Below are 19397 nucleotides of genomic sequence, written 5' to 3' on the forward strand. Positions count from 1 at the left end.
ATCCACAAAATCACCTTTGTTACGAACAGGATACCCGTATGAGTAAGCCGAAGACGCCCGCAGTGACTTTCTCTAAAAATGATGTAGAAATTATTGCACGGGAAACGCTCTACAGCGGTTTTTTTTCGCTTGAACTCTACCGGTTTCGCCACCGTTTATTTAACGGCGAAATGAGCGGTGAAGTCCGGCGTGAAATTTTTGAACGCGGGCATGCTTCAGTCTTGCTACCCTTTGACCCAGTGCGGGATGAAGTGGTACTGATTGAACAGATCCGTATCGCGGCGTTCGATACCAGTGAAAGCCCATGGCTTCTGGAGCTGGTGGCCGGGATGATTGAAGAAGGCGAAACGGTTGAGGATGTGGCTCGCCGGGAAGCACAAGAAGAGGCTGGTCTTGCCGTTGGGCGTGTGAAGAAGTTTATGAGCTATCTCGCCAGCCCTGGCGGAACCAGTGAGCGTTTATCCTTATTGGTTGGCGAAGTGGATGCCACGCAGGCTGAAGGTATACATGGTCTGGTGGATGAAAACGAAGATATTCGTGTTCATGTGGTGAGCCGGGAACAGGCTTATCAGTGGGTAGAAGAGGGGAAAATCGACAACGCGGCGTCTGTCATCGCCCTGCAATGGCTGCAACTGCATTATGAGAGCTTACGAAAAGAGTGGAAAAAATGAAGCGTTATACACCTGACTTCCCAGAAATGATGCGCCTGTGTGAAACCAATTTCGCCCAGTTGCGTCGCCTGTTGCCGCGTAATGATGAGGCAGGCGAAACGGTGAGCTATCAGGTGACGAATGCGCAATACCGGTTAACGATTGTGGAATCCACCCGCTACACTACGCTTGTGGAAATCAAACAAACCGTGCCGGCAATCAGCTACTGGAGCCTGCCGTCAATGACGGTTCGTTTGTATCATGACGCGATGGTGGCCGAAGTGTGTTCGAGTCAGCAGATCTTTCGCTTCAAAGCGCGTTATGATTACCCGAATAAAAAGTTGCATCAACGCGACGAAAAGCATCAAATTAATCAGTTTCTGGCCGACTGGCTACGTTACTGTTTAGCACATGGAGCAATGGCGATTCCGGTTTGTTAGCGTAGTGAAACCTAAGGACACCATTTGGAAAGCCTGTTAAACCTGAGTCTGGCTGATGAGTCCAGAGTCAGGATATTACAAATTACTGATACTCATCTGTTTGCCGAAAAGCACGACACGTTGTTAGGGGTTAATACCTGGGAAAGTTATCAGGCCGTACTGGATGCCATCCAGGCCCAACAGCGTGAGTGTGATTTGATTGTCGCAACAGGCGACCTCGCGCAGGATCAAACCGCTGCGGCCTATCAGCACTTTGCTGAAGGTATCGCAAGGTTTGGCGTACCCTGCGTATGGCTACCTGGCAATCATGATTTCCAGCCTGCAATGTACAACGCGCTTCATGAAGCGGGTATTTCACCGGCCAAGCGTGTCTTTGTGGGTGAGCACTGGCAGATTCTGTTACTGGATAGCCAGGTGTTCGGTGTCCCTCATGGTGAGCTGAGCGAATTCCAGCTTGAGTGGCTGGAGAAAAAGCTGTTGGACGCCCCTGAGCGTCATACGCTGCTGCTTTTACATCATCACCCTTTGCCTTCAGGATGTAGCTGGCTCGATCAGCACAGTCTGCGCAATGCCGCTGAACTGGACCACGTGCTGGCGCGCTTCCCCAACGTCAGGAATATGTTATGTGGGCATATTCACCAGGAGCTGGACCTCAACTGGAATGGCCGCCGTATGCTGGCAACGCCGTCCACCTGCGTCCAGTTTAAACCGCATTGTGCTAACTTCACGTTGGATACCATCGCACCTGGCTGGCGTTGGCTGGACCTCCATGCGGATGGCAGCATGCACACGGAAGTCTGCCGTTTGCAAAGTGCCGAGTTTAGTCCTGACACCGCGTCAGAAGGCTACTGATGTCTACACTTCTTTATTTACACGGTTTCAACAGCTCGCCGCGCTCAGCGAAGGCGACCCAGTTCAGCGCGTGGCTGGCAGAGCACCACCCTGATATTAACGTCGTGGTCCCGCAGCTGCCGCCGTATCCGTCTGAAGCAGCGGAGCTGCTGGAGTTGCTGGTGCTGGAAAATGGCGGGCAACCCTTGGGTATCGTGGGATCGTCGCTGGGAGGCTATTACGCCACCTGGCTTTCGCAGTGTTTTACCCTGCCAGCCGTGGTTGTGAATCCCGCGGTTCGTCCGTTTGAATTACTTGCCGATTTCCTTGGCAACAACGAGAACCCCTACACGGGGCAGCAATATGTGCTAGAGTCTCGCCATATTTACGATCTCAAAGTGATGCAGGTCGACCCTCTGGACGCACCGGATTTAATCTGGCTTCTGCAACAGACGGGCGATGAAGTGCTGGATTATCGTCAGGCCGTTGCGTATTACGATGCGTGTCGCCAGACGGTAGAAGAAGGCGGTAACCATGCTTTTGTGGGCTTTGAGAATCATTTCACACAGATTGTCGACTTCCTTGGGCTTCGTTGAGCCAACAGGGAAAAGACCCGATCACTATCTACGAACAAACCATGACGCAATCCTATAACGCTGATGCCATAGAGGTACTCACCGGGCTTGAGCCGGTTCGCCGCCGTCCGGGGATGTATACCGATACCACCCGTCCTAACCATCTTGGTCAGGAAGTCATTGATAACAGCGTGGATGAAGCGCTGGCAGGCCACGCCAAACGTGTGGATGTCATTTTGCACGCCGATCAATCTCTGGAAGTCATTGATGATGGTCGCGGCATGCCGGTGGACATTCACCCGGAAGAGGGCGTTCCTGCGGTTGAACTGATCCTTTGCCGTTTGCATGCAGGCGGCAAGTTCTCCAATAAAAATTACCAGTTCTCCGGTGGTCTGCACGGTGTGGGCATTTCCGTGGTGAATGCGCTCTCGCGTCGTGTTGAAGTCAACGTGAAACGTGATGGGCAAATTTATAACATCGCATTTGAGAACGGTGACAAGGTCCAGGACCTGAATGTCGTGGGTACCTGCGGCAAACGTAACACGGGCACCAGCGTTCACTTCTGGCCGGATGAACAGTTCTTTGATAGCCCGCGTTTCTCCGTTTCACGCCTGTCGCACCTGCTGAAAGCCAAAGCGGTACTTTGCCCTGGCGTTGAAATCACCTTTAAAGACGAAGTGAACAACACCGAGCAGCGCTGGTGCTATGAGGATGGCCTGACCGATTATCTGATGGAAACGGTAAACGGTCTGCCAACCCTGCCTCAGCAGCCTTTCGTTGGGAACTTTGCCGCTGAGACGGAAGCCGTTGACTGGGCGCTGCTCTGGCTGCCGGAAGGCGGTGAGTTATTGACAGAAAGCTACGTTAACCTGATCCCGACCATGCAGGGCGGTACGCATGTGAACGGTCTGCGTCAGGGACTGCTGGATGCCATGCGTGAGTTTTGCGAATACCGCAACATTTTGCCGCGCGGCGTGAAGCTGTCGGCGGAAGATATCTGGGAACGCTGCGCCTATGTGCTGTCGGTCAAAATGCAGGATCCGCAGTTTGCCGGCCAGACCAAAGAACGTCTCTCCTCACGCCAGTGCGCGGCCTTCGTCTCTGGCGTGGTAAAAGATGCCTTCAGTCTTTGGCTCAACCAGAACGTGCAGGCGGCTGAAATGCTGGCCGAAATGGCGATTTCCAGCGCCCAGCGCCGTATGCGTGCGGCCAAGAAAGTGGTACGTAAAAAACTGACCAGTGGCCCGGCGTTACCCGGCAAGCTGGCAGACTGTACCGCGCAGGATCTTAACCGCACCGAACTGTTCCTGGTGGAAGGGGACTCGGCAGGGGGATCCGCCAAACAGGCGCGCGATCGTGAGTATCAGGCGATCATGCCGCTCAAGGGTAAGATCCTCAATACCTGGGAAGTCTCTTCTGATGAAGTGCTGGCCTCGCAGGAAGTCCACGATATCTCCGTGGCGATCGGCATCGATCCGGACAGCGACGATCTGAGCCAGCTGCGTTACGGCAAAATCTGTATCCTGGCGGATGCGGACTCCGATGGCCTGCACATTGCCACGCTGTTATGTGCCCTCTTTGTGAAGCATTTCCGTGCGCTGGTGAAAAACGGCCATGTGTACGTAGCCTTGCCGCCGCTCTACCGTATCGATCTTGGTAAAGAGGTCTATTACGCTCTCACGGAAGAAGAAAAAACCGGTGTGCTGGAACAGCTCAAGCGCAAAAAGGGTAAGCCAAATGTTCAGCGCTTCAAAGGGCTTGGGGAAATGAACCCGTTGCAGCTGCGTGAAACGACGCTCGATCCTAACACCCGTCGTCTGGTGCAGTTGGTCATCAGTGATGAAGATGAGCAGCAGACTAATGCGATGATGGACATGCTGTTAGCCAAGAAACGCTCTGAAGACCGCCGTAACTGGTTGCAGGAGAAGGGCGACATGGCGGACATCGAAGCCTGATGTTGCGAAACGCTTCAGGCCGCAAAGCCTGAAGCGTGTGTCTTACGGTTTACTCTGCTAATGGATGCGTTGCGCGCGAACTATTCGCATTTTGCGCGTCCATATCCGGCCATAGTTTCTCATAACGTACCCCCGTCAGGTCTTCCACAATTCTGCGTGTTTCCGGGGTAACTGCTGCACGGGAACCGTTGTTTTTCAGTCTCTCGACTTCATCAACAAAGATTTTGTGCGTCTGTTTATTCAGGTGGAAGGTCAGTGCCTGCCAGAGCGCAAGAATCAGCAAACCTGCCGTCCCAATAAACAGCGTCATGGCGATGGTATGCACGGCTTCAGGTGGCTGAATCTGGCTCCCTTTTACAAAACCGCCTTCCTGCAAAATAAAGCCCACCACAAAGGTGGCGATCGCCACCGTGGTTTTCCGCGAGAAGGTCATGACGGCGGCAAACAGCCCTTCACGACGCTGGCGGGTAATCATTTCATCAATATCCGGAATGAACGGGAAAACGTTCCACGGGGTGAATTCCAGTACACAGCGCCCAACCTGATACAACCCGGCAAGAATAACAAGCAGCAGCGCTTTCTGTGCGGTAGGGAAGAGGTAAACCAGCAGGATCCCACCCAGGCAGAGCATCATCAGGCTGTAGGCAAAAACATACAGTTTTGACGGGCCGAACTTAATGATGGCGAACCCGGCGACCAGTGTTACCGGCAGGCCAATGATACTCATTGAGAGCAGGCTGCCTGCGAAGGCAGAGGAAACCTGCAAACAGTAAACGCAGAAGAAAACAAAAACGGTGTTGTAGATATCTTTTGCGGTAAATGAGAGCAGATAGATAGCCAGATGTTTACGAAAGGCGCGGACTTTCAGCGTCGACAGATACTCTTTGATGAGTCCCAGAACATTCACCCGTGAGGCTACGCGATCGCTTTCCAGTTCGGCGAGCATTTCAGGGGTTAATTCGCGTTCCCAAGTCACTTTCCAGGAAATCAGTACACAAACCATAAAGGCCACGGCGAAAACAATGCCGTTGATCAGATAGGCTTCCGCGCTCTTTTCACCCAGGTAACCAATCAGCAGCCCAGGGATAAAGGTAGCGAGAAAAGTACCGGTGGCGGAGAGAAACATGCGTCCGGTTGAGAGCTTGGTGCGTGAATTGAAATCCTTGGTCATCTCTGAAGGCAGCGTTTCCCACGGAATGAGTACCATTGCCGCAATAATTTCAAATGCGAGGTACACGCTTAAGTAGAACCAATAGTTCATGCCATTGAGCCAAAGCAGGGCATAAACCAGCATCAGCGGTGAGCCGATCAGCAAGAAAAAGCGGCGGCGGCCGAATTTCTTACCAAGGGGATTTTTATAAAAATGATCGGTAAACGAGCCCATAAACAGGCTGATAATGGCATCCACGATTCGCGCGATGGCAACGATGGAGGCGGCTTCAAGCGGGGATAAACCCACAAAGGTGGTGTAATAGAATAAGAGCCATGCGCCAATAACCGTAAAGGCGCCGCCTCCCATAATATCCGTCAGGCCATAACCAATGCTGACGGGGATGGTGATTTTTCTTTCTGAACGCTTCATATTTTATCTCGTGACTGGATAAATTAAAATTTGAAATAAGCGCGGGCGTTATCGACACAAATCCCTTTCACCATATTGGCTAGTATATCCATATCTTCAGGCACCTCTCCGCGGTCGACCCAGCCGCCAATCAGGTTGCAAAGAATGCGTCTGAAATAATCATGGCGGGTATAAGAGACGAAGCTGCGGGAGTCGGTTAGCATGCCGATGAAATTAGCTAATAATCCCTGATCGGCAAGTGTATTCAGTTGGTTAACCATGCCGCGGTAAGTGTCGTTAAACCACCAACCGGAGCCAAATTGCATCGGCGATTTAATACCTTCGTCACCGTTCTGGAAATTAGCCAGGGCGGAAGCCACAATATCGTTATAGCTTGCGTTGAGGTTGTAAATAATGGTTTTTGGCAATCCATTATTTTCCATCATCGCATTGAGCAACGCATTAAGATTGGTTGCGAGGTTTTCCTGATCGGCAATAGAATCAAATCCACTATTAATGCCGACGGCATGATACTGGCGCGCATTATTATTACGGATAGCGCCAAAATGAATTTGCATGGCCCACTCTTTTTGCTTGTACAGGGCGGCAAGTCTGACAAATATCAGGCTGTTCCATGCCTGCATTTCCGTCTGCGTCAGTTCGCGCTCTGACAGTCTGGCGGCAAATAAGGCAGTAGCCTGTTCGTCAGTTACCGGGCGGTAGGCCACTTCCAGCGGGCCGTGATCCGAAATGCGGCAGCCAACGTGATGGAAGTAGTCAATGCGCAGGCCGATGGCGTTTATAAATGACGCCAGATCGGTGACAGCGATGTCAGTGGCTTGACTAAGCTCGGAGATGAATTGACAAAAGCGTGTCGGGTCCGCTTCGAAAAGTTCATCCGGGCGAAAGGTGGGAAGGACTTTGGTTTTAAACCCCTCTTCCTGCTGCAGAAGCTGATGATATTTTAAATCATCCAGAGGTTTGTCGGTGGTACAGATCACTTCAACATGTGACCGTGTTATTAACGCTCTGGGAAGAAAATCTTGACTGGCTAATTTTTTATTACAAGCCGTCATGACCTCTCGCCAGTTTTTATGACTAAGGGGATAATGAATGTCGAAATAGGCGGCAAGCTCAAGATGCGTCCAGTGATATAACGGATTACCAAAGCTCGATTCAACGGTTTTCGCCCATGCTTCAAATTTCTCTTCGGATGAAGCCGCCCCGGTTATATATTTTTCATGAATACCATTTGCGCGCATGGCGCGCCATTTGTAGTGGTCACCCTCAAGCCAAAGCTGGGTGATATCACGAAAGGGTTTATTCTCAAAAATGTCTTTAGCTTCCAGATGACAATGATAATCAATTATCGGTTGATTCTTCGCGTAGCGTCTGTAAAGCGTTTGTCCCGCTTTGCTGGTAAGCATAAAGTCGTCATTTATCAGTGACATCTTCGACGTGCTCCTGAATTTTTGGTATGCAATTTTTGAATGAATGGAATAACGTTACCGTTTTTACGGTATACCTATAAATTTTACAGTCTACTACCATACAAGATTGATTTTTAATAATGTGAGGATGGTCAAAATTTAATATTGTGTCTTATTGATAAATGCTTTTTTTTAATTAACTGATATTTAACATTCATATCATTTCATTTACCGATGATTATTTGTTTAAGAAATATATTGATTAATCTGGCTCGCAGTTTTACTGTAATCGTTAGTAACTACTAGTATGGTAGATGTTGTTAACAAATTCGAATCGAGGTTGTTGTATGCAGATGACAATGCGGTGGTTTGGGCCGAAAGAGGACAAAGTCTCTCTTGAGTACATCCGTCAGGTTCCTGGCGTGGAAGGGGTTGTGGGTGCGCTTTATGATGTGCCCGTCGGAGAGTTATGGCCGGTTGAGAAAATTGAAGCGCTGGTTGGCCAGGCACATGCTGCCGGGCTTAAGATGGAAGTCATTGAAAGCGTTAATATTCATGATGACATCAAAATTGGTCTGCCGAGCCGCGAACGTTATATTGAAAACTACAAGCAAACCATACGTAACCTTGCCCGCTTTGGGGTAAAGGTCATCTGCTACAACTTCATGCCGGTTTTTGACTGGATGAAGACCGACATGAACTATGTTCTGCCGGACGGTTCGCTGACCATGGCCTTTGAAAAGAAAGATATCGATAAAAGCCTCGAAGAAGTGGTCAGCGAAGTACTGAGTAATTCAAACGGTTTTGCGCTGCCGGGCTGGGAGCCTGAGCGGCTGGCACAGGTGCAAGAGCTGTTTGCCAGCTACAAAGATGTGGACGATGAGAAGCTGCGCGAAAACCTGGTCTACTTCCTGAAGGCTATTATTCCTGTCTGTGAAGAAGTCGGCGTCAAAATGGCGATTCATCCGGACGATCCGCCGTACTCCATTTTCGGTCTGCCGCGTGTGGTAAAAAATCGTCAGGATCTGGACTGGCTGTGTAACGCCGTGGATTCTGAAGCCAATGGCATCACCCTCTGCACCGGATCGATTGCCGAAGATCCTGATAATAATGTCTATGAGATCCTGGCGGAGTTTAGCCGCCGCAAGCGCATCCATTTTGCGCACGTACGCAACATTAAGTTAATCAAAGATAAAGATTTTTATGAGTGTGCACACCCGTCGCAGTACGGTTCTCTGGACATGTACAAAGTGATGCAGTCGCTGCATGACAACGGTTTTGATGGCTATATTCGCCCGGATCACGGTCGTTTCATCTGGGGAGAAACCGGTCGACCGGGCTACGGTTTATATGACCGCGCACTGGGCGTGACCTATCTCCTTGGGCTGTGGGAAGCCTTGCAAAAACGTTAAATTTCCCCTCGTGCTGGCGATACGCTGTCGCCAGCACGCGCTTCTGACTTCAGATTTACGCCTGTCTACCCCCTCTCTACCCCTCATGTTGTACCCGGCCTTTTAACATTCACATCCGCCGCTTAAAGGCGTATTTTATATGCAATATAACGTTTCTCCCGACACTCAATCCTACGAGGATGAAACATGGAACGCATTGTTATACCAACGAATTATGTTCACGTCCGCACCACACCTTTATGGACAAATGAAACAGCACCCGCCTCTATCTGGCAGCGTCATCTGGATGCGGGCACGCGACAGGGTGTTTACCCCCGCCTGAGCGTCATGCAGGGCACCATCCGTTACTACGGTTATGCCGATGAGACCAGCCCGGAGCCTGTCGACACATTAACCATCGAAGCCGGACAATTCGGCGTTTTCCCGGCAGAGGTCTGGCATCGTATTGAAGCGTTAACGGAAGATACGGTGTTTAACGTTGATTTCTGGGTTGATCCCCAAATTTTGATTGAAGGTTAAGGGAGGAAAGATGACCACTGAAAACCAGGGTTATACCTTAGCGGTAACCCACCGCGGCAGCAGCGAAACCCATGAAAAAATCTGGCTGAAACCGATGGCGCTGTATGTGCCAGACGTTGCCGCTGGGGCTGTTAATGAACTGGTCGCACAGCTGGCGGATAAAAGTGAAAGTGAACAAGGCTTTGTGCTGACCGTGACTAACAACAATAACGGGGTTTCTGTCGACAAAGACAGGTTAACGCTGGCCAACCTCAGCGATCCCACCTTTGCCGCCGATGCCGTTAAGGATCTGATTAATATCGTTCGCGGCTATGAATCAGACGAAGAGACCAACGTCTGCGGCTGGTAAAGCGCTGCGGAACCTGACAAGCCTGGCCATGCCACAGGGCTGACCGGGCGGATGTCAACTGGCCGGGGTGTGATTCTTACGATAGCGCAGCGGTGTCTCGCCAATCCCTTTTTTAAAAGCGCTGATAAAATAAGTGACATCGGAGAAGCCGCTTTCCCTGGCGATATCACTGATACTGCGCGTACTGTGCAACAATAATTCGCAGGCTTTACGCAACCGCAGGGTGTTTAAATACTGATGAATCGGCTCGCCGGTTTCAAAGTGAAAGCGCCTTGAGACATAACTGCGCGATTTTCCCAAATCGTCTGCCAGCTTATCCAGACTGAATTTGTGCTGATAATTCTCCTCCAGCCAGAACATCACCGGGGTGGCGACGCCGGTCTGTGCTTCCGGCAATTTTTCCTGCTCTTCCGGGAGCATATTGAGTAGCGTCAGGAGCAGGCAGGCCACCTGTTCTGCGGTCAGGCGTGCCTGCATTGCCATTCGGGCATAGTCGCTAAACAGGTGATCGATATGCGAATGAATGGCCGCCGCGTCCATGACCACTGCCGCACCGCTGCGTGCTGATAGCCGCTGTAAGCGCCGCTGGTTGTGCGGGAAATCCCGCAACAGCTTCAGCACCGCATGATGATCGACATGGATAATGGTCCGCCGATAGCTGTCCTGCACCTGCTCATCGACCATCACTTTATGCAGCGTAAAGGGGGGGAAGAAAAAGAGCCTGCCAGGGCGCATGGTGTACTGGCGATTATCAACAATCACCACGCCAAAGCCTTCCTCGACATAAAGCACTTCGAGACATTGATGCCAGTGATGATAGCGAACCGTATTAGCAAACAGGCGGCTGAACGATACCACCGCATCGTTGAGGGTGATCAGCTCCAGACGTTCTGCATGGCCGTTGTCGCGCATGGTGCAATAGATCTCAATTTTTATGCTGTTAGCCACCGTTATAAACCACCATTTTAAATTTCCTCAACAGCGGGTTTAAACAAAGCTCATCAGTGTGACCGGGGTAACATTTCTGCCCAGGGGCGATTCACTATCCTTTAGCCACTTAACAGGGGAGCGAACCGATGCCGATGTCCAAAGGAAAAAAATCAATTTCATTGTCTTCCCGCCAGGATGTCGTGGCGGCGCTGACGAGGATGCTGAATGCGCTGGACAACCAGTTTCCGGCGGGCAGTGCAGGGTTTTCGCTCGGCGATACCTGTGCGCACTACGGGGCGGAAATCGCGGAGATGGAAGGATTATCGCGGGCGATGTGGGGCATATTCCCCCTGTTGGCCGGTGGCGAGTCGACGGCTCTGGCCGATAAATACATCGCTGCGCTTAAGCAGGGGACCTGTCCTGAAAGTGACGGTTACTGGGGGGACACTGGCCCGTACGATCAGCGACTGGTGGAGATGGCAGCCTGGGGGCTGGGGCTGGCATTACTTCAGGAAGAAAGTCTCACCGGTTTTAGCGCCCGTGAACGTGACAACCTGCACCGCTGGCTGAACCAAATCACCGATGCCCGGATGCCGGACAGCAACTGGAATTATTTCGCGATCCTGGTGCAATTGGGCTTTAAGCGCGCCGGGCTGCCCTGGGATCAGCAGGCCATTGACCATCGTTTTACCCTCATGGAAGCCTACTATCTGGGGGAGGGCTGGTACTCGGACGGTCCTGGTCGCCCTAAAGACTATTACATCTCCATGGCCTTTCATTTTTACGGCCTGATTTACGCTACCCTCAACGGCAAAGATGACCCGGAAAGGGCCCGCATTCTGCGTGAACGCGCGGTGCTGTTTGCTGAGGATTTCATTTATATGTCCGCCGCCGGGGGCGAATCCATCCCCTTTGGGCGCAGCCTGACCTATCGCTTTGCGATGGTGGCCTTCTGGAGCGCGGTAGCCTGGTCTGAGCTGCCGGTGCTTCATCCTGGCATCGTGAAGGGCCTTATTTTACGTCATCTTCGCTGGTGGCTGTCACAGCCGATTTTCGATCGTGACGGGATTCTGACGCTCGGGTTCGCCTACCCCAATCTGGCAATGTGCGAGGACTACAACTCACCGGGCTCGCCTTATTGGGCGTTGAAAGTGTTCCTGATTCTGGCCCTGCCGGAGAGCCATCGTTTCTGGCAGGCCGAGGAGGCACCGTTGCCGACCCTGGCGTCGCCACGCGCTATTCCCCATGCCCAGCAAATTCTGGTGCACACGGCAGATGCACGGCACGTTTATATGCTGACGTCCGGGCAACTGGAGCTGAACAATTATGTGAATACCGAGGCGAAATACACCAAATTTGCCTACTCCAGCCGGTTTGGTTTCACCATTGAGCGTGGACGCTACGGTATTAAACATGCGGCATGTGATTCCATGCTGCTACTGAGTGAGGGAGACGACTATTTTCGTGGGCGTCGGGCGTGTGACGAGGTGGTGGTGCAGGAGGATCACATCTTCTCTCGCTGGTCGCCGTGGCGCGATGTGCAGGTAAGTACCTGGCTTATCCCCTGCGGGGAGTGGCATCTGCGGGTACACCGCATCCAAATGGCGCGTGAACTGCACAGCGTGGAGGGCGGTTTTGCGGTCATGAAAGCAGAGCCCCAGCCGCTGATGCAGGGCAGGTTCAAAGGCTGTCTGGTGGCGGCTGAAAATGGGGTGAGTGCGATTGTCGATCTTTCGTCCCACCAGCAGCGCGAGGCCGATTGCGTGGTAACGCCACCCAATAGCAGCATCATGTTTGCTGAGTGTGCGGCCATCCCCATGCTACATAACATTCTGCCAGCCGGGGAACACTGGTTGGCCTGCGCAGTGCAGGCAAGTTTAAGCCCAAATGATTTTTATTCTGCTGTACCGGAATTAACGATTGAGCCCGAATGTCTGCGGGTGAAGAGTAAAGAGCACAATACAATAATAACACTCGCGCATTAATCTGCGCCGCCAGAAAAATAACAGAAATATTATCGCCATTCGCAATCTCTGAACGCTACACGATTTGTCGAGGATAGTATGGAAAAATCAGCCATCAATACCCGGACTGAATATTACAAAATCAGTTCCTTTATCTTTCTCTACTTTTTTACCTGGTCAGCCAGTATTGGCTTATTAGCTATCTGGCTTGGGCAAAAAGCTAACCTGAGTGGCACCGTTATTGGTACAGTGTTTGCCGTCAACGGGATATTCTCGGTTATCCTGAAACCGATATATGGCTATATTCTCGATAAAATCGGCATGAGTAAATATCTGCTCTATTTTGTCGTATTAATGTCAGCATTAATGGCCCCGTTCTTTATTTATGTGTACCAGCCGTTATTACTCTCAAACACTATGCTCGGGATTATTGTCGGCGCGATTTATTTAAGCTTTGCGTGGTATGCCGGCGTGGCAGCATGTGAATCTTACAGCGACCGCTACAGCCGTTTAAACAGTATGGAGTTTGGGCAGATTCGCATGTGGGGATCGCTGGGCTGGGCGGTGGCGTCCTCTTTCTCCGGCCTGCTGTTTAACATCTCTCCGTCGTGGAACTTCATTATGGGCAGCGTCGCATCCGTGGTGATGTTCATTGTGCTGCTGAGCCTGAAAGTGAACGTTAATGCGGCTAACGCCAGTGACGTGTTAACCAAAGAGAAGATTGTGCCGGCAGATGTCTACGCGCTGTTACGTAACCGCAAGTTCTGGGCATTCTGCCTGTATGTCGCCGGCGTGGCGTGGATGATGTTTATCGCCGAGCAGCAGTTCTCCCGTTATTTCGTCACCTTCTTTGACGACATTCATCAGGGTAATGCCGTCTTTGGCTATCTCGGCACCGTACAGTCCGGGATGGAATTTATCATGTATATGGTGATCCCGCTGGTGGTGAATTATATCGGCGCGAAACGCGGGTTATTAATTGTTGGCCTGGTGGTGGGTGCTCGTCTTATTATTTCAGGCCTTTGCGATTCACATTTATTAATCTCTGTATTGAAACCGTTGTACGGTCTCGAAATCTGTCTGCTGCTGGTCTCCGTATTTAAATATATTGCTGAGCATTTTGACAAACGGGTTAATGCCACCATGTATTTATTAGGTTATCAGGCCATGTTGTATGTCGGTAATGTGGTGGTCTCCTCTCCAGCCGGATTGTTATATGACCGCATCGGCTTTGAAAACACCTACATCATTATGGGCGCGACGGCGCTGACCTTTACGGTCATCTCCGCATGGACGCTCTCCGCTTGCCAAAGTAAATGGCGGCAGCGTACGCCAGTCGATATCGCAGGCAACTCTCTTTCGCGTTAACACCGGGTATTTTTAAAAGAAGGAACCGAACTATGTTAAGTAAAATCGTTGAGGAACCGTTACGTGAATGTCCGGGCGCACCGCTCAGTCGGCAAGCGTTTTCTGATGAGCTGGACAGCGCACGGCAACATACCCTCGAACTGATTCGTCGTCATTTAACGCAATTCGGTGAGCAGTTTCCCGCTGAAACTTGTGTAAACGGCTACTACCCACTGACGGAAAACGTAGAGTGGACCACCAGTTTCTGGACCGGGCAACTCTGGCTTGCCTGGGAGATGACCGGTGATGAAACCTTCCGGGCGCTGGCGGAAAAAAACGTCCGCTCTTTTGGCCTGCGCATTGCCGGGCGCAATGATACCAACACCCATGATTTGGGCTTTCTGTATACGCTTTCCTGCGTGCCGGCCTGGCGGTTGACCGGTTGTCGTGATGCGCGCGGCTTTGCCCTGCAGGCGGCAGAGGCGCTGCTGGAGCGTTTTCATCCTAAAGCGCACATCATTCAGGCGTGGGGCGATTTGAGCGACCCGGAGCAGGCCGGGCGTATGATCATCGACTGCAATATGAACCTGCCGCTGCTCTACTGGGCGAGCGAGCAGACCGGCGACCCGCGTTTTGCCGCAGCGGCGCAGGCGCATGTCAATCAGGCCGCGAAGTACCTGATTCGCGAGGATGCTTCTACGTTTCATACCTATTATATGGATGTGAAGACGGGTGAACCGCGTTACGGCAATACGCAACAAGGTTATGCGGATGACTCCTGCTGGTCACGCGGGCAGGCATGGGGAATTTACGGTTTCCTGCTGAGTTTCATTTATACCGGCGACAGAGAGATGGTGGCGCTCTCAAAAAGGCTGGCCAATTACTTCCTGAACCGTCTGCCGGAAGATGCCGTCTGTCACTGGGATCTGGCGCTGGTCGACACTGACGCACTGCGGGATTCTTCTTCGGCAGCCATTGCCGTCTGCGGGCTGCTTGAGCTGATTAAACATCTGCCGGTCACCGATCCGGATCGCGAACGTTATCAGCAGTGGGCGATGCGCATCATGTCTTCGCTGGGTAAACACTATCTGGCAAGGCGTGACGAGCCAACCAACGGGCTGCTCAAACACTCGGTGTACCATCTTGCCAGCGATAAAGGGGTGGATGAATGCTGTAGCTGGGGGGATTATTTTTACGTCGAAGCGTTGATGCGGTTTAGTCAGAGCTGGAAGTTGTACTGGTAGATTGGTGTTGCTCTCTCCCCAATGGTTGAGGTATCCCCACAAAAATGCGAGCACGGACTGTTCCCTCTCCTCTTTGGGGAGAGGGTAGGGCGAGGGGGAATATGCGGCTCTGAGGGTCGTTCCGTTCACCTTATTTTCCTTGCTTTTCTGTCACGCCAGAACCCGTGAACGTGCCAGGGTGGTTCACCGCCACCACCCTGGCGACCCGGGCTCCCGGCCAGGAAAATCGCCGCTGGCGCGGTTCACTTAGCGCCTTCCTTCAGGCTTATCGGGGACAGGCGAAGTAAACGTCCGTGTAAAGTCGCCCTCGCCGCGCATCCCTGCGCGTCGCCCCGGCCTTACGGATACGCTTCGTCGATTTTCAGCCGGACCCTGTCATCGCGGTAACGGTTTTATTCACATGGCGCAGTGTTATCGCTGTAAAGCAAAATGCTACTGGCGATCCACGCCCGGTGGGAGAGAGTCGAACGCAGAGGCTTAAACCCCTTGCTCCAGAATGCGAATATGGGTTTCCAGCACATCGCCTTTCACCGCTTCACTCCAGGCTTTCATATGCGCTGTAGCAAGGTGCGCTTCAAGGTGCGCTACCGTTTCCCACTGTTCAACCATCACAATGGAATCGGGGGCGGCGGTCTGAAAACTGACGCCTGCGGCATGGTCTACCCACGGCGTGTAGCCATGGCAGCCTTCTTCCTGCAACACTGTCGGGATAATTTTCGCAAATTGATCAAGAACCGCCTGACGATGGTGCTGCCCTGGGCGGGTACGAATTTCTGCAATCACTGTCAACATGGTTAACTCCTTCTAAGTCCAGCCTCTCAGTTAAGCAAAAATTTGCCCAAGATGCTTGCGATATTCCTCGATGTAACGCGGCACGTCCGGCATTTTAATCACGTCATTGACGATGAAGGTCGGCAGCGATTCCATGCCCAGGAACTGGTTCGCTTTATGGAAGGGCAGATAAACGCCGTCAACGCCGACGCCATGGAAGAACTGATCTTCGTCGTTAAACGCATCAAGAGGGGCGTTCCAGGTCAGCGAGAGCATATATTTTTTGCCCTGAATCAGACCGCCGGAACCGTATTTTTTAGAGGCATCAGAGCGGCTGCGTCCGTCGCTGGCGTACAGCGCGCCATGACCTTCAGTAAAGATGTCGTCCATGTATTTTTTCACGGTCCAGGGCGCACCCATCCACCAGCCCGGCATCTGCCAGATAACCACGTCAGCCCACAAAAAGTTCTGCACTTCCGCTTGAATGTCGTAGTCGCCGTCGGTACGCACGGCTTTGACCTGATGCCCGGCATCACGCAGGAAGCTCTCGGCAACGGCGGTCAGGGTGTCATTAAGTTGACCGTTAGAATGGGCGAATTTTTTGGCGCCATTGATAATCAGGATATTGCTCATCGGGGATATGTCCTTAGCGAAACGTCAATGGCGGCAATTCTATCCTGATAAGACCTTTGACGAACCAGGCAAAACGTGCAAAGACTTTTGCGTATTTAGCAATAATCACCCGAAGCGAATTTCCGCGATAAACCCGCCTGTGGGCGCATTTTTAAATGTCGCCGTCATGTGATGCATGCGGGCGATACGCTGCACGATAGATAATCCCAATCCGCTGCCGGTCTCGTGTTGACCCGGTGGTCGATAAAAACGCTCGCCGAGGCGGGCCAGGGCGTCGTCGCTGATGCCGGGACCGTTGTCGCTAACATAAAAAGCACCATCGTCGAGCGTGACGGTCACGATGCTGCCCGCCTTGCTGTAGCGCACGGCGTTGTCCAGTAAGTTGCGCACCAGCAGGCTCAACAGCAGCGGCTGCCCGGTGTGAGTGATGCCTGCAGCATTGATTGCCAGACGCACCTCAACACCTGCCTGCCGGGCCGTGTGATAAATGTCCATGACTGACGACTGCAGTAGCGTATCCAGTGGTACTGATTCAACATCCTCAAGACTTTCCAGCGAATCAAGACGGGAGAGGGTGAGCAGCTGATCGACGAGGCGGGAGGCGCGGTCAATGCCAGCATGTAACTGGTTCAGCGCTTTTTGACGCCCCTGCGGATCCTCCTGCGACAGTTGGGCGACTTCCGTTTGCACCTTAAGCGCAGTCAACGGGCTGCGAAGTTCATGGGCAGCATCGGACGTAAAGCGCCGCTCGCGCTGCATCATGTTCTGCGTGCGGGTAAAGAGTTGGTTGAGGGCATCCACCAGTGGACGGACTTCATTGGGGACGCCGGTGTTATCAAGCGGTGAGGCATTGTCCGGCGCGCGCACCCGCAACGCCTGCGCCAGGCGTCGCAGAGGTGCGAGTTCCCGGCTCAATAACAGGATTAACAGTATGAGCATCAGCGGCAGCGCCACCAGCCAGGGCGTGAGCTGAGAGGTGATAATGTCGACCGCCATTTCCCTGCGATAATCCCACTCCTGACCGACCGCAATCCGATAGCGCCCGTCCGCTGAGGTGAGCCACAGGAAGCGCCACGCGTCATTGTCATCTTTCAGGTGACCCTCTTCAAAGCCGTCACGGCGATAGTGCCACGGGATCTGTTCGCCATTGTCGCCATCGTGAAGCACCCTTTTGCCGTCGAGTGAGAAAATGGCAAAGGCCAGCACGTCGTCGTCCAGATGGCCCTTTTTGACCTTTCTATCGGGCAGGGCGGCACCCTGAATGCGGCTGAGGTCATCAAGGCTCATGGTGCTGAGCCGTTTGGCGAACAGCATCTGCTGCGTGTCGAAAAGTTCGTCCAGTCTGTCGCGTGTCTGCTGCCAGGCCACCACGCTGGCGCTGAGCCAGGCGATCGTCGCCAGCAGTAAAAACAGCAGCGTCAGGCGCAGGCGCAGGCTGGAAATGTTAGGCCATATCATGCGTCACCCAGGGTGTAGCCGATGCCGTGAACGGTGCGAATAACATCGCTGCCGAGCTTGCGGCGTAAATGATGAACATGCACTTCTACCGCGTTACTGGAGACCTCGTCATCCCAGTTATAAATTTTCTCTTCGATCAGTTTACGCGGCAGCACGCGACCGCTATTGCGCATAAGCAGTTCCAGCAGGGCAAACTCTTTGGGTTTAAGGGTAAGCGGTTCGCCTGCCAGAGTGGCGACCAGGCTAACGGGGTCGAGCGTCACCTTCCCGTGGCGAAGCTCGCTGCGTGCCTGACCGTGGCTACGGCGCACCAGCGCTTCCAGTCGGGCCGCGACTTCAATGAGCGCAAAGGGTTTACAGAGATAGTCGTCCGCCCCCAGCCGTAACCCTTCCACGCGCTGGTCGAGCGCGTCGCGGGCGGTGAGAATCAATACCGGCTCGCTGCGGCCTTTATCGCGCCACTCACGCAGGATCTCAAGCCCGTCCAGACCGGGCAGCGTTAAATCGAGTACCACCGCATCGTAAGGTGCGCTGTACAGCGCCTCTTTGCCAAGATGCCCGTCGGTGAACCAGTCAGGGCTGAATCCTAACTTGCTTAACCCCGCTTTGATGCCGTCGCCAATGAGTTTGTCATCTTCAATCAGTAACACACGCACAGGAGATTCCTTTTTGTCTCGTCTGTAAGCAGTAAACATGCTGTTTCAGGGGGCTGTACAGAAAAAAGATTTCTTTTTTTGCCTTAAGAAGTTGTTAAGAACTGGCGGGTTTAATGGGGGTGAATCGACTGACAAAGGAAGAGTAAAGATGAAAAAGATTGCTGCGATGACCGCGATTGTCATGATGTGCTCCGCCCCCGTGTTTGCGGCTAATACAAACCCGGCTGCCGCCCAGGGCGGCGGGTTTAACGGACCGGGTAGTACCCCTGCGCAGACCGGCGGCTTTACTGGCCCTGGCGGCGGTAACACGACGGTTGAAAACGCTAAATCTATGCGTGACGATGCCTGGGTTACGCTACGCGGGAATATCGTCGAGCGCCTGTCAGATGACGTCTACACCTTCAAAGATGCCTCCGGCACCATTAATGTCGACATCGATCATAAACGCTGGAATGGCGTAAGCGTCGGACCACAGGATCTGGTCGAAATCCAGGGCGAAGTGGACAAGGACTGGAACTCGGTTGAGATTGACGTTAAGCAAGTGAGCAAGGTCAGCAAGTAGGCGTTTCATTCAGCCTTAAAAAATCGCGCATAGTTATGACTCCTCGCCGCAGATAGGTTAGTATCTGCGGCAATATTGCCGCCGAAAAGGCGGGCACACACGTTGAGGAA

General features: G+C 52.6%; 19 protein-coding genes. 12 read left to right on the forward strand and 7 right to left on the reverse strand.

Annotated elements, in window-relative coordinates; translation table 11 throughout:
* The first annotated feature begins 38 nt into the window (after positions 1-38).
* Genes nudF through parE form a run of 5 tightly spaced genes read left to right on the forward strand, consistent with a single transcriptional unit; the run spans position 39 to position 4451 of the window.
* On the forward strand, positions 39-671 hold the full coding sequence (gene nudF, locus ACUY4Q_RS03640; protein ID WP_458045731.1) for an ADP-ribose diphosphatase: 633 nt from the start codon (positions 39-41) through the stop codon (positions 669-671).
* On the forward strand, positions 668-1090 hold the full coding sequence (locus tag ACUY4Q_RS03645; protein ID WP_458045732.1) for a DUF1249 family protein: 423 nt from the start codon (positions 668-670) through the stop codon (positions 1088-1090). Before nudF ends, ACUY4Q_RS03645 begins: the two co-directional genes overlap by 4 nt.
* Positions 1091-1114: 24 nt before the next feature.
* Positions 1115-1942, forward strand: a complete 828-nt coding sequence (gene cpdA / locus ACUY4Q_RS03650; RefSeq protein ID WP_458045733.1) for a 3',5'-cyclic-AMP phosphodiesterase — start codon at positions 1115-1117, stop codon at positions 1940-1942.
* Positions 1942-2517, forward strand: a complete 576-nt coding sequence (gene yqiA, locus ACUY4Q_RS03655) for an esterase YqiA (RefSeq protein WP_458045734.1) — start codon at positions 1942-1944, stop codon at positions 2515-2517. Before cpdA ends, yqiA begins: the two co-directional genes overlap by 1 nt.
* Before the next feature lie 41 nt (positions 2518-2558).
* Positions 2559-4451: a DNA topoisomerase IV subunit B gene (parE, locus tag ACUY4Q_RS03660; RefSeq protein WP_458047253.1), complete on the forward strand. Its 1893-nt coding sequence runs from the start codon at positions 2559-2561 to the stop codon at positions 4449-4451.
* Positions 4452-4500: 49 nt separating this feature from the next.
* Here the strand turns inward: parE and ACUY4Q_RS03665 are convergent, their stop codons facing one another.
* Positions 4501-6033, reverse strand: coding sequence for an MFS transporter (locus ACUY4Q_RS03665; protein ID WP_458045735.1), 1533 nt, complete (start codon positions 6031-6033; stop codon positions 4501-4503).
* Positions 6034-6056: 23 nt separating this feature from the next.
* On the reverse strand, positions 6057-7463 hold the full coding sequence (gene uxaC, locus ACUY4Q_RS03670) for a glucuronate isomerase (protein ID WP_458045736.1): 1407 nt from the start codon (positions 7461-7463) through the stop codon (positions 6057-6059).
* A 326-nt stretch (positions 7464-7789) separates the two neighbouring features.
* On the opposite strand from uxaC, the gene uxuA reads away from it, so the two are divergent.
* From uxuA to ACUY4Q_RS03685, 3 genes are all read left to right on the forward strand, one after another.
* Positions 7790-8854 carry a mannonate dehydratase gene (gene uxuA, locus ACUY4Q_RS03675; RefSeq protein ID WP_458045737.1) on the forward strand — a complete coding sequence of 355 codons (1065 nt, stop codon included), beginning with the start codon at positions 7790-7792 and terminating at the stop codon, positions 8852-8854.
* Between the two features lie 186 nt (positions 8855-9040).
* A complete protein-coding gene (locus ACUY4Q_RS03680; protein WP_458045738.1) occupies positions 9041-9373 on the forward strand; it encodes a TehB family protein in 333 nt (110 codons plus the stop codon).
* A 10-nt stretch (positions 9374-9383) separates the two neighbouring features.
* A complete protein-coding gene (locus ACUY4Q_RS03685; protein ID WP_458045739.1) occupies positions 9384-9722 on the forward strand; it encodes a DUF1869 domain-containing protein in 339 nt (112 codons plus the stop codon).
* Positions 9723-9776: 54 nt separating this feature from the next.
* On the opposite strand, the gene ACUY4Q_RS03690 is transcribed toward ACUY4Q_RS03685, so the two are convergent.
* On the reverse strand, positions 9777-10634 hold the full coding sequence (locus ACUY4Q_RS03690; RefSeq protein ID WP_458047254.1) for a helix-turn-helix transcriptional regulator: 858 nt from the start codon (positions 10632-10634) through the stop codon (positions 9777-9779).
* 164 nt (positions 10635-10798) lie between these two features.
* Here ACUY4Q_RS03690 and ACUY4Q_RS03695 point away from each other — a divergent pair, with 164 nt between their 5' ends.
* The 3 genes from ACUY4Q_RS03695 (at position 10799) to ACUY4Q_RS03705 (ending at position 15207) form a co-directional block, all read left to right on the forward strand.
* Positions 10799-12637 carry a DUF2264 domain-containing protein gene (locus ACUY4Q_RS03695; RefSeq protein WP_458045740.1) on the forward strand — a complete coding sequence of 613 codons (1839 nt, stop codon included), beginning with the start codon at positions 10799-10801 and terminating at the stop codon, positions 12635-12637.
* Positions 12638-12715: 78 nt separating this feature from the next.
* On the forward strand, positions 12716-13984 hold the full coding sequence (locus ACUY4Q_RS03700; RefSeq protein ID WP_458045741.1) for an oligosaccharide MFS transporter: 1269 nt from the start codon (positions 12716-12718) through the stop codon (positions 13982-13984).
* Between the two features lie 32 nt (positions 13985-14016).
* Positions 14017-15207, forward strand: coding sequence for a glycoside hydrolase family 88 protein (locus ACUY4Q_RS03705; protein WP_458045742.1), 1191 nt, complete (start codon positions 14017-14019; stop codon positions 15205-15207).
* 477 nt (positions 15208-15684) lie between these two features.
* On the opposite strand, the gene ACUY4Q_RS03710 is transcribed toward ACUY4Q_RS03705, so the two are convergent.
* The 4 genes from ACUY4Q_RS03710 to qseB all read right to left on the reverse strand — a co-directional run bounded on the left by ACUY4Q_RS03710 (position 15685) and on the right by qseB (position 18725).
* Entirely contained in the window at positions 15685-15999 is a 315-nt protein-coding gene (locus tag ACUY4Q_RS03710; RefSeq protein WP_458045743.1) for a putative quinol monooxygenase, read from the reverse strand.
* 30 nt (positions 16000-16029) lie between these two features.
* A complete protein-coding gene (locus ACUY4Q_RS03715) occupies positions 16030-16611 on the reverse strand; it encodes an NAD(P)H-dependent oxidoreductase (RefSeq protein WP_458045744.1) in 582 nt (193 codons plus the stop codon).
* A 105-nt stretch (positions 16612-16716) separates the two neighbouring features.
* Positions 16717-18069, reverse strand: coding sequence for a quorum sensing histidine kinase QseC (qseC, locus tag ACUY4Q_RS03720; RefSeq protein ID WP_458045745.1), 1353 nt, complete (start codon positions 18067-18069; stop codon positions 16717-16719).
* Positions 18066-18725: a quorum sensing response regulator transcription factor QseB gene (gene qseB / locus ACUY4Q_RS03725; protein ID WP_458045746.1), complete on the reverse strand. Its 660-nt coding sequence runs from the start codon at positions 18723-18725 to the stop codon at positions 18066-18068. The genes qseC and qseB overlap by 4 nt, the downstream gene beginning before the upstream one ends.
* Positions 18726-18873: 148 nt before the next feature.
* Between qseB and ACUY4Q_RS03730 the strand changes: the two genes are divergently transcribed.
* On the forward strand, positions 18874-19287 hold the full coding sequence (locus ACUY4Q_RS03730; protein ID WP_458045747.1) for a YgiW/YdeI family stress tolerance OB fold protein: 414 nt from the start codon (positions 18874-18876) through the stop codon (positions 19285-19287).
* Positions 19288-19397 lie beyond the last annotated feature (110 nt).

It is taken from the genome of Phytobacter cepae, assembly GCF_054165735.1.

What these genes read in the sequence shown, in the direction of transcription:
- nudF (WP_458045731.1), top strand. Translation starts at nt 39, where the DNA reads ATGAGTAAGCCGAAGACGCCCGCAGTGACTTTCTCTAAAAATGATGTA.
- ACUY4Q_RS03645 (WP_458045732.1), top strand. Translation starts at nt 668, where the DNA reads ATGAAGCGTTATACACCTGACTTCCCAGAAATGATGCGCCTGTGTGAA.
- yqiA (WP_458045734.1), top strand. Translation starts at nt 1,942, where the DNA reads ATGTCTACACTTCTTTATTTACACGGTTTCAACAGCTCGCCGCGCTCA.
- parE (WP_458047253.1), top strand. Translation starts at nt 2,559, where the DNA reads ATGACGCAATCCTATAACGCTGATGCCATAGAGGTACTCACCGGGCTT.
- ACUY4Q_RS03665 (WP_458045735.1), bottom strand. Translation starts at nt 6,033, where the DNA reads ATGAAGCGTTCAGAAAGAAAAATCACCATCCCCGTCAGCATTGGTTAT.
- uxaC (WP_458045736.1), bottom strand. Translation starts at nt 7,463, where the DNA reads ATGTCACTGATAAATGACGACTTTATGCTTACCAGCAAAGCGGGACAA.
- uxuA (WP_458045737.1), top strand. Translation starts at nt 7,790, where the DNA reads ATGCAGATGACAATGCGGTGGTTTGGGCCGAAAGAGGACAAAGTCTCT.
- ACUY4Q_RS03680 (WP_458045738.1), top strand. Translation starts at nt 9,041, where the DNA reads ATGGAACGCATTGTTATACCAACGAATTATGTTCACGTCCGCACCACA.
- ACUY4Q_RS03685 (WP_458045739.1), top strand. Translation starts at nt 9,384, where the DNA reads ATGACCACTGAAAACCAGGGTTATACCTTAGCGGTAACCCACCGCGGC.
- ACUY4Q_RS03690 (WP_458047254.1), bottom strand. Translation starts at nt 10,634, where the DNA reads ATGCGCGACAACGGCCATGCAGAACGTCTGGAGCTGATCACCCTCAAC.
- ACUY4Q_RS03695 (WP_458045740.1), top strand. Translation starts at nt 10,799, where the DNA reads ATGCCGATGTCCAAAGGAAAAAAATCAATTTCATTGTCTTCCCGCCAG.
- ACUY4Q_RS03700 (WP_458045741.1), top strand. Translation starts at nt 12,716, where the DNA reads ATGGAAAAATCAGCCATCAATACCCGGACTGAATATTACAAAATCAGT.
- ACUY4Q_RS03705 (WP_458045742.1), top strand. Translation starts at nt 14,017, where the DNA reads ATGTTAAGTAAAATCGTTGAGGAACCGTTACGTGAATGTCCGGGCGCA.
- ACUY4Q_RS03710 (WP_458045743.1), bottom strand. Translation starts at nt 15,999, where the DNA reads ATGTTGACAGTGATTGCAGAAATTCGTACCCGCCCAGGGCAGCACCAT.
- ACUY4Q_RS03715 (WP_458045744.1), bottom strand. Translation starts at nt 16,611, where the DNA reads ATGAGCAATATCCTGATTATCAATGGCGCCAAAAAATTCGCCCATTCT.
- qseC (WP_458045745.1), bottom strand. Translation starts at nt 18,069, where the DNA reads ATGATATGGCCTAACATTTCCAGCCTGCGCCTGCGCCTGACGCTGCTG.
- ACUY4Q_RS03730 (WP_458045747.1), top strand. Translation starts at nt 18,874, where the DNA reads ATGAAAAAGATTGCTGCGATGACCGCGATTGTCATGATGTGCTCCGCC.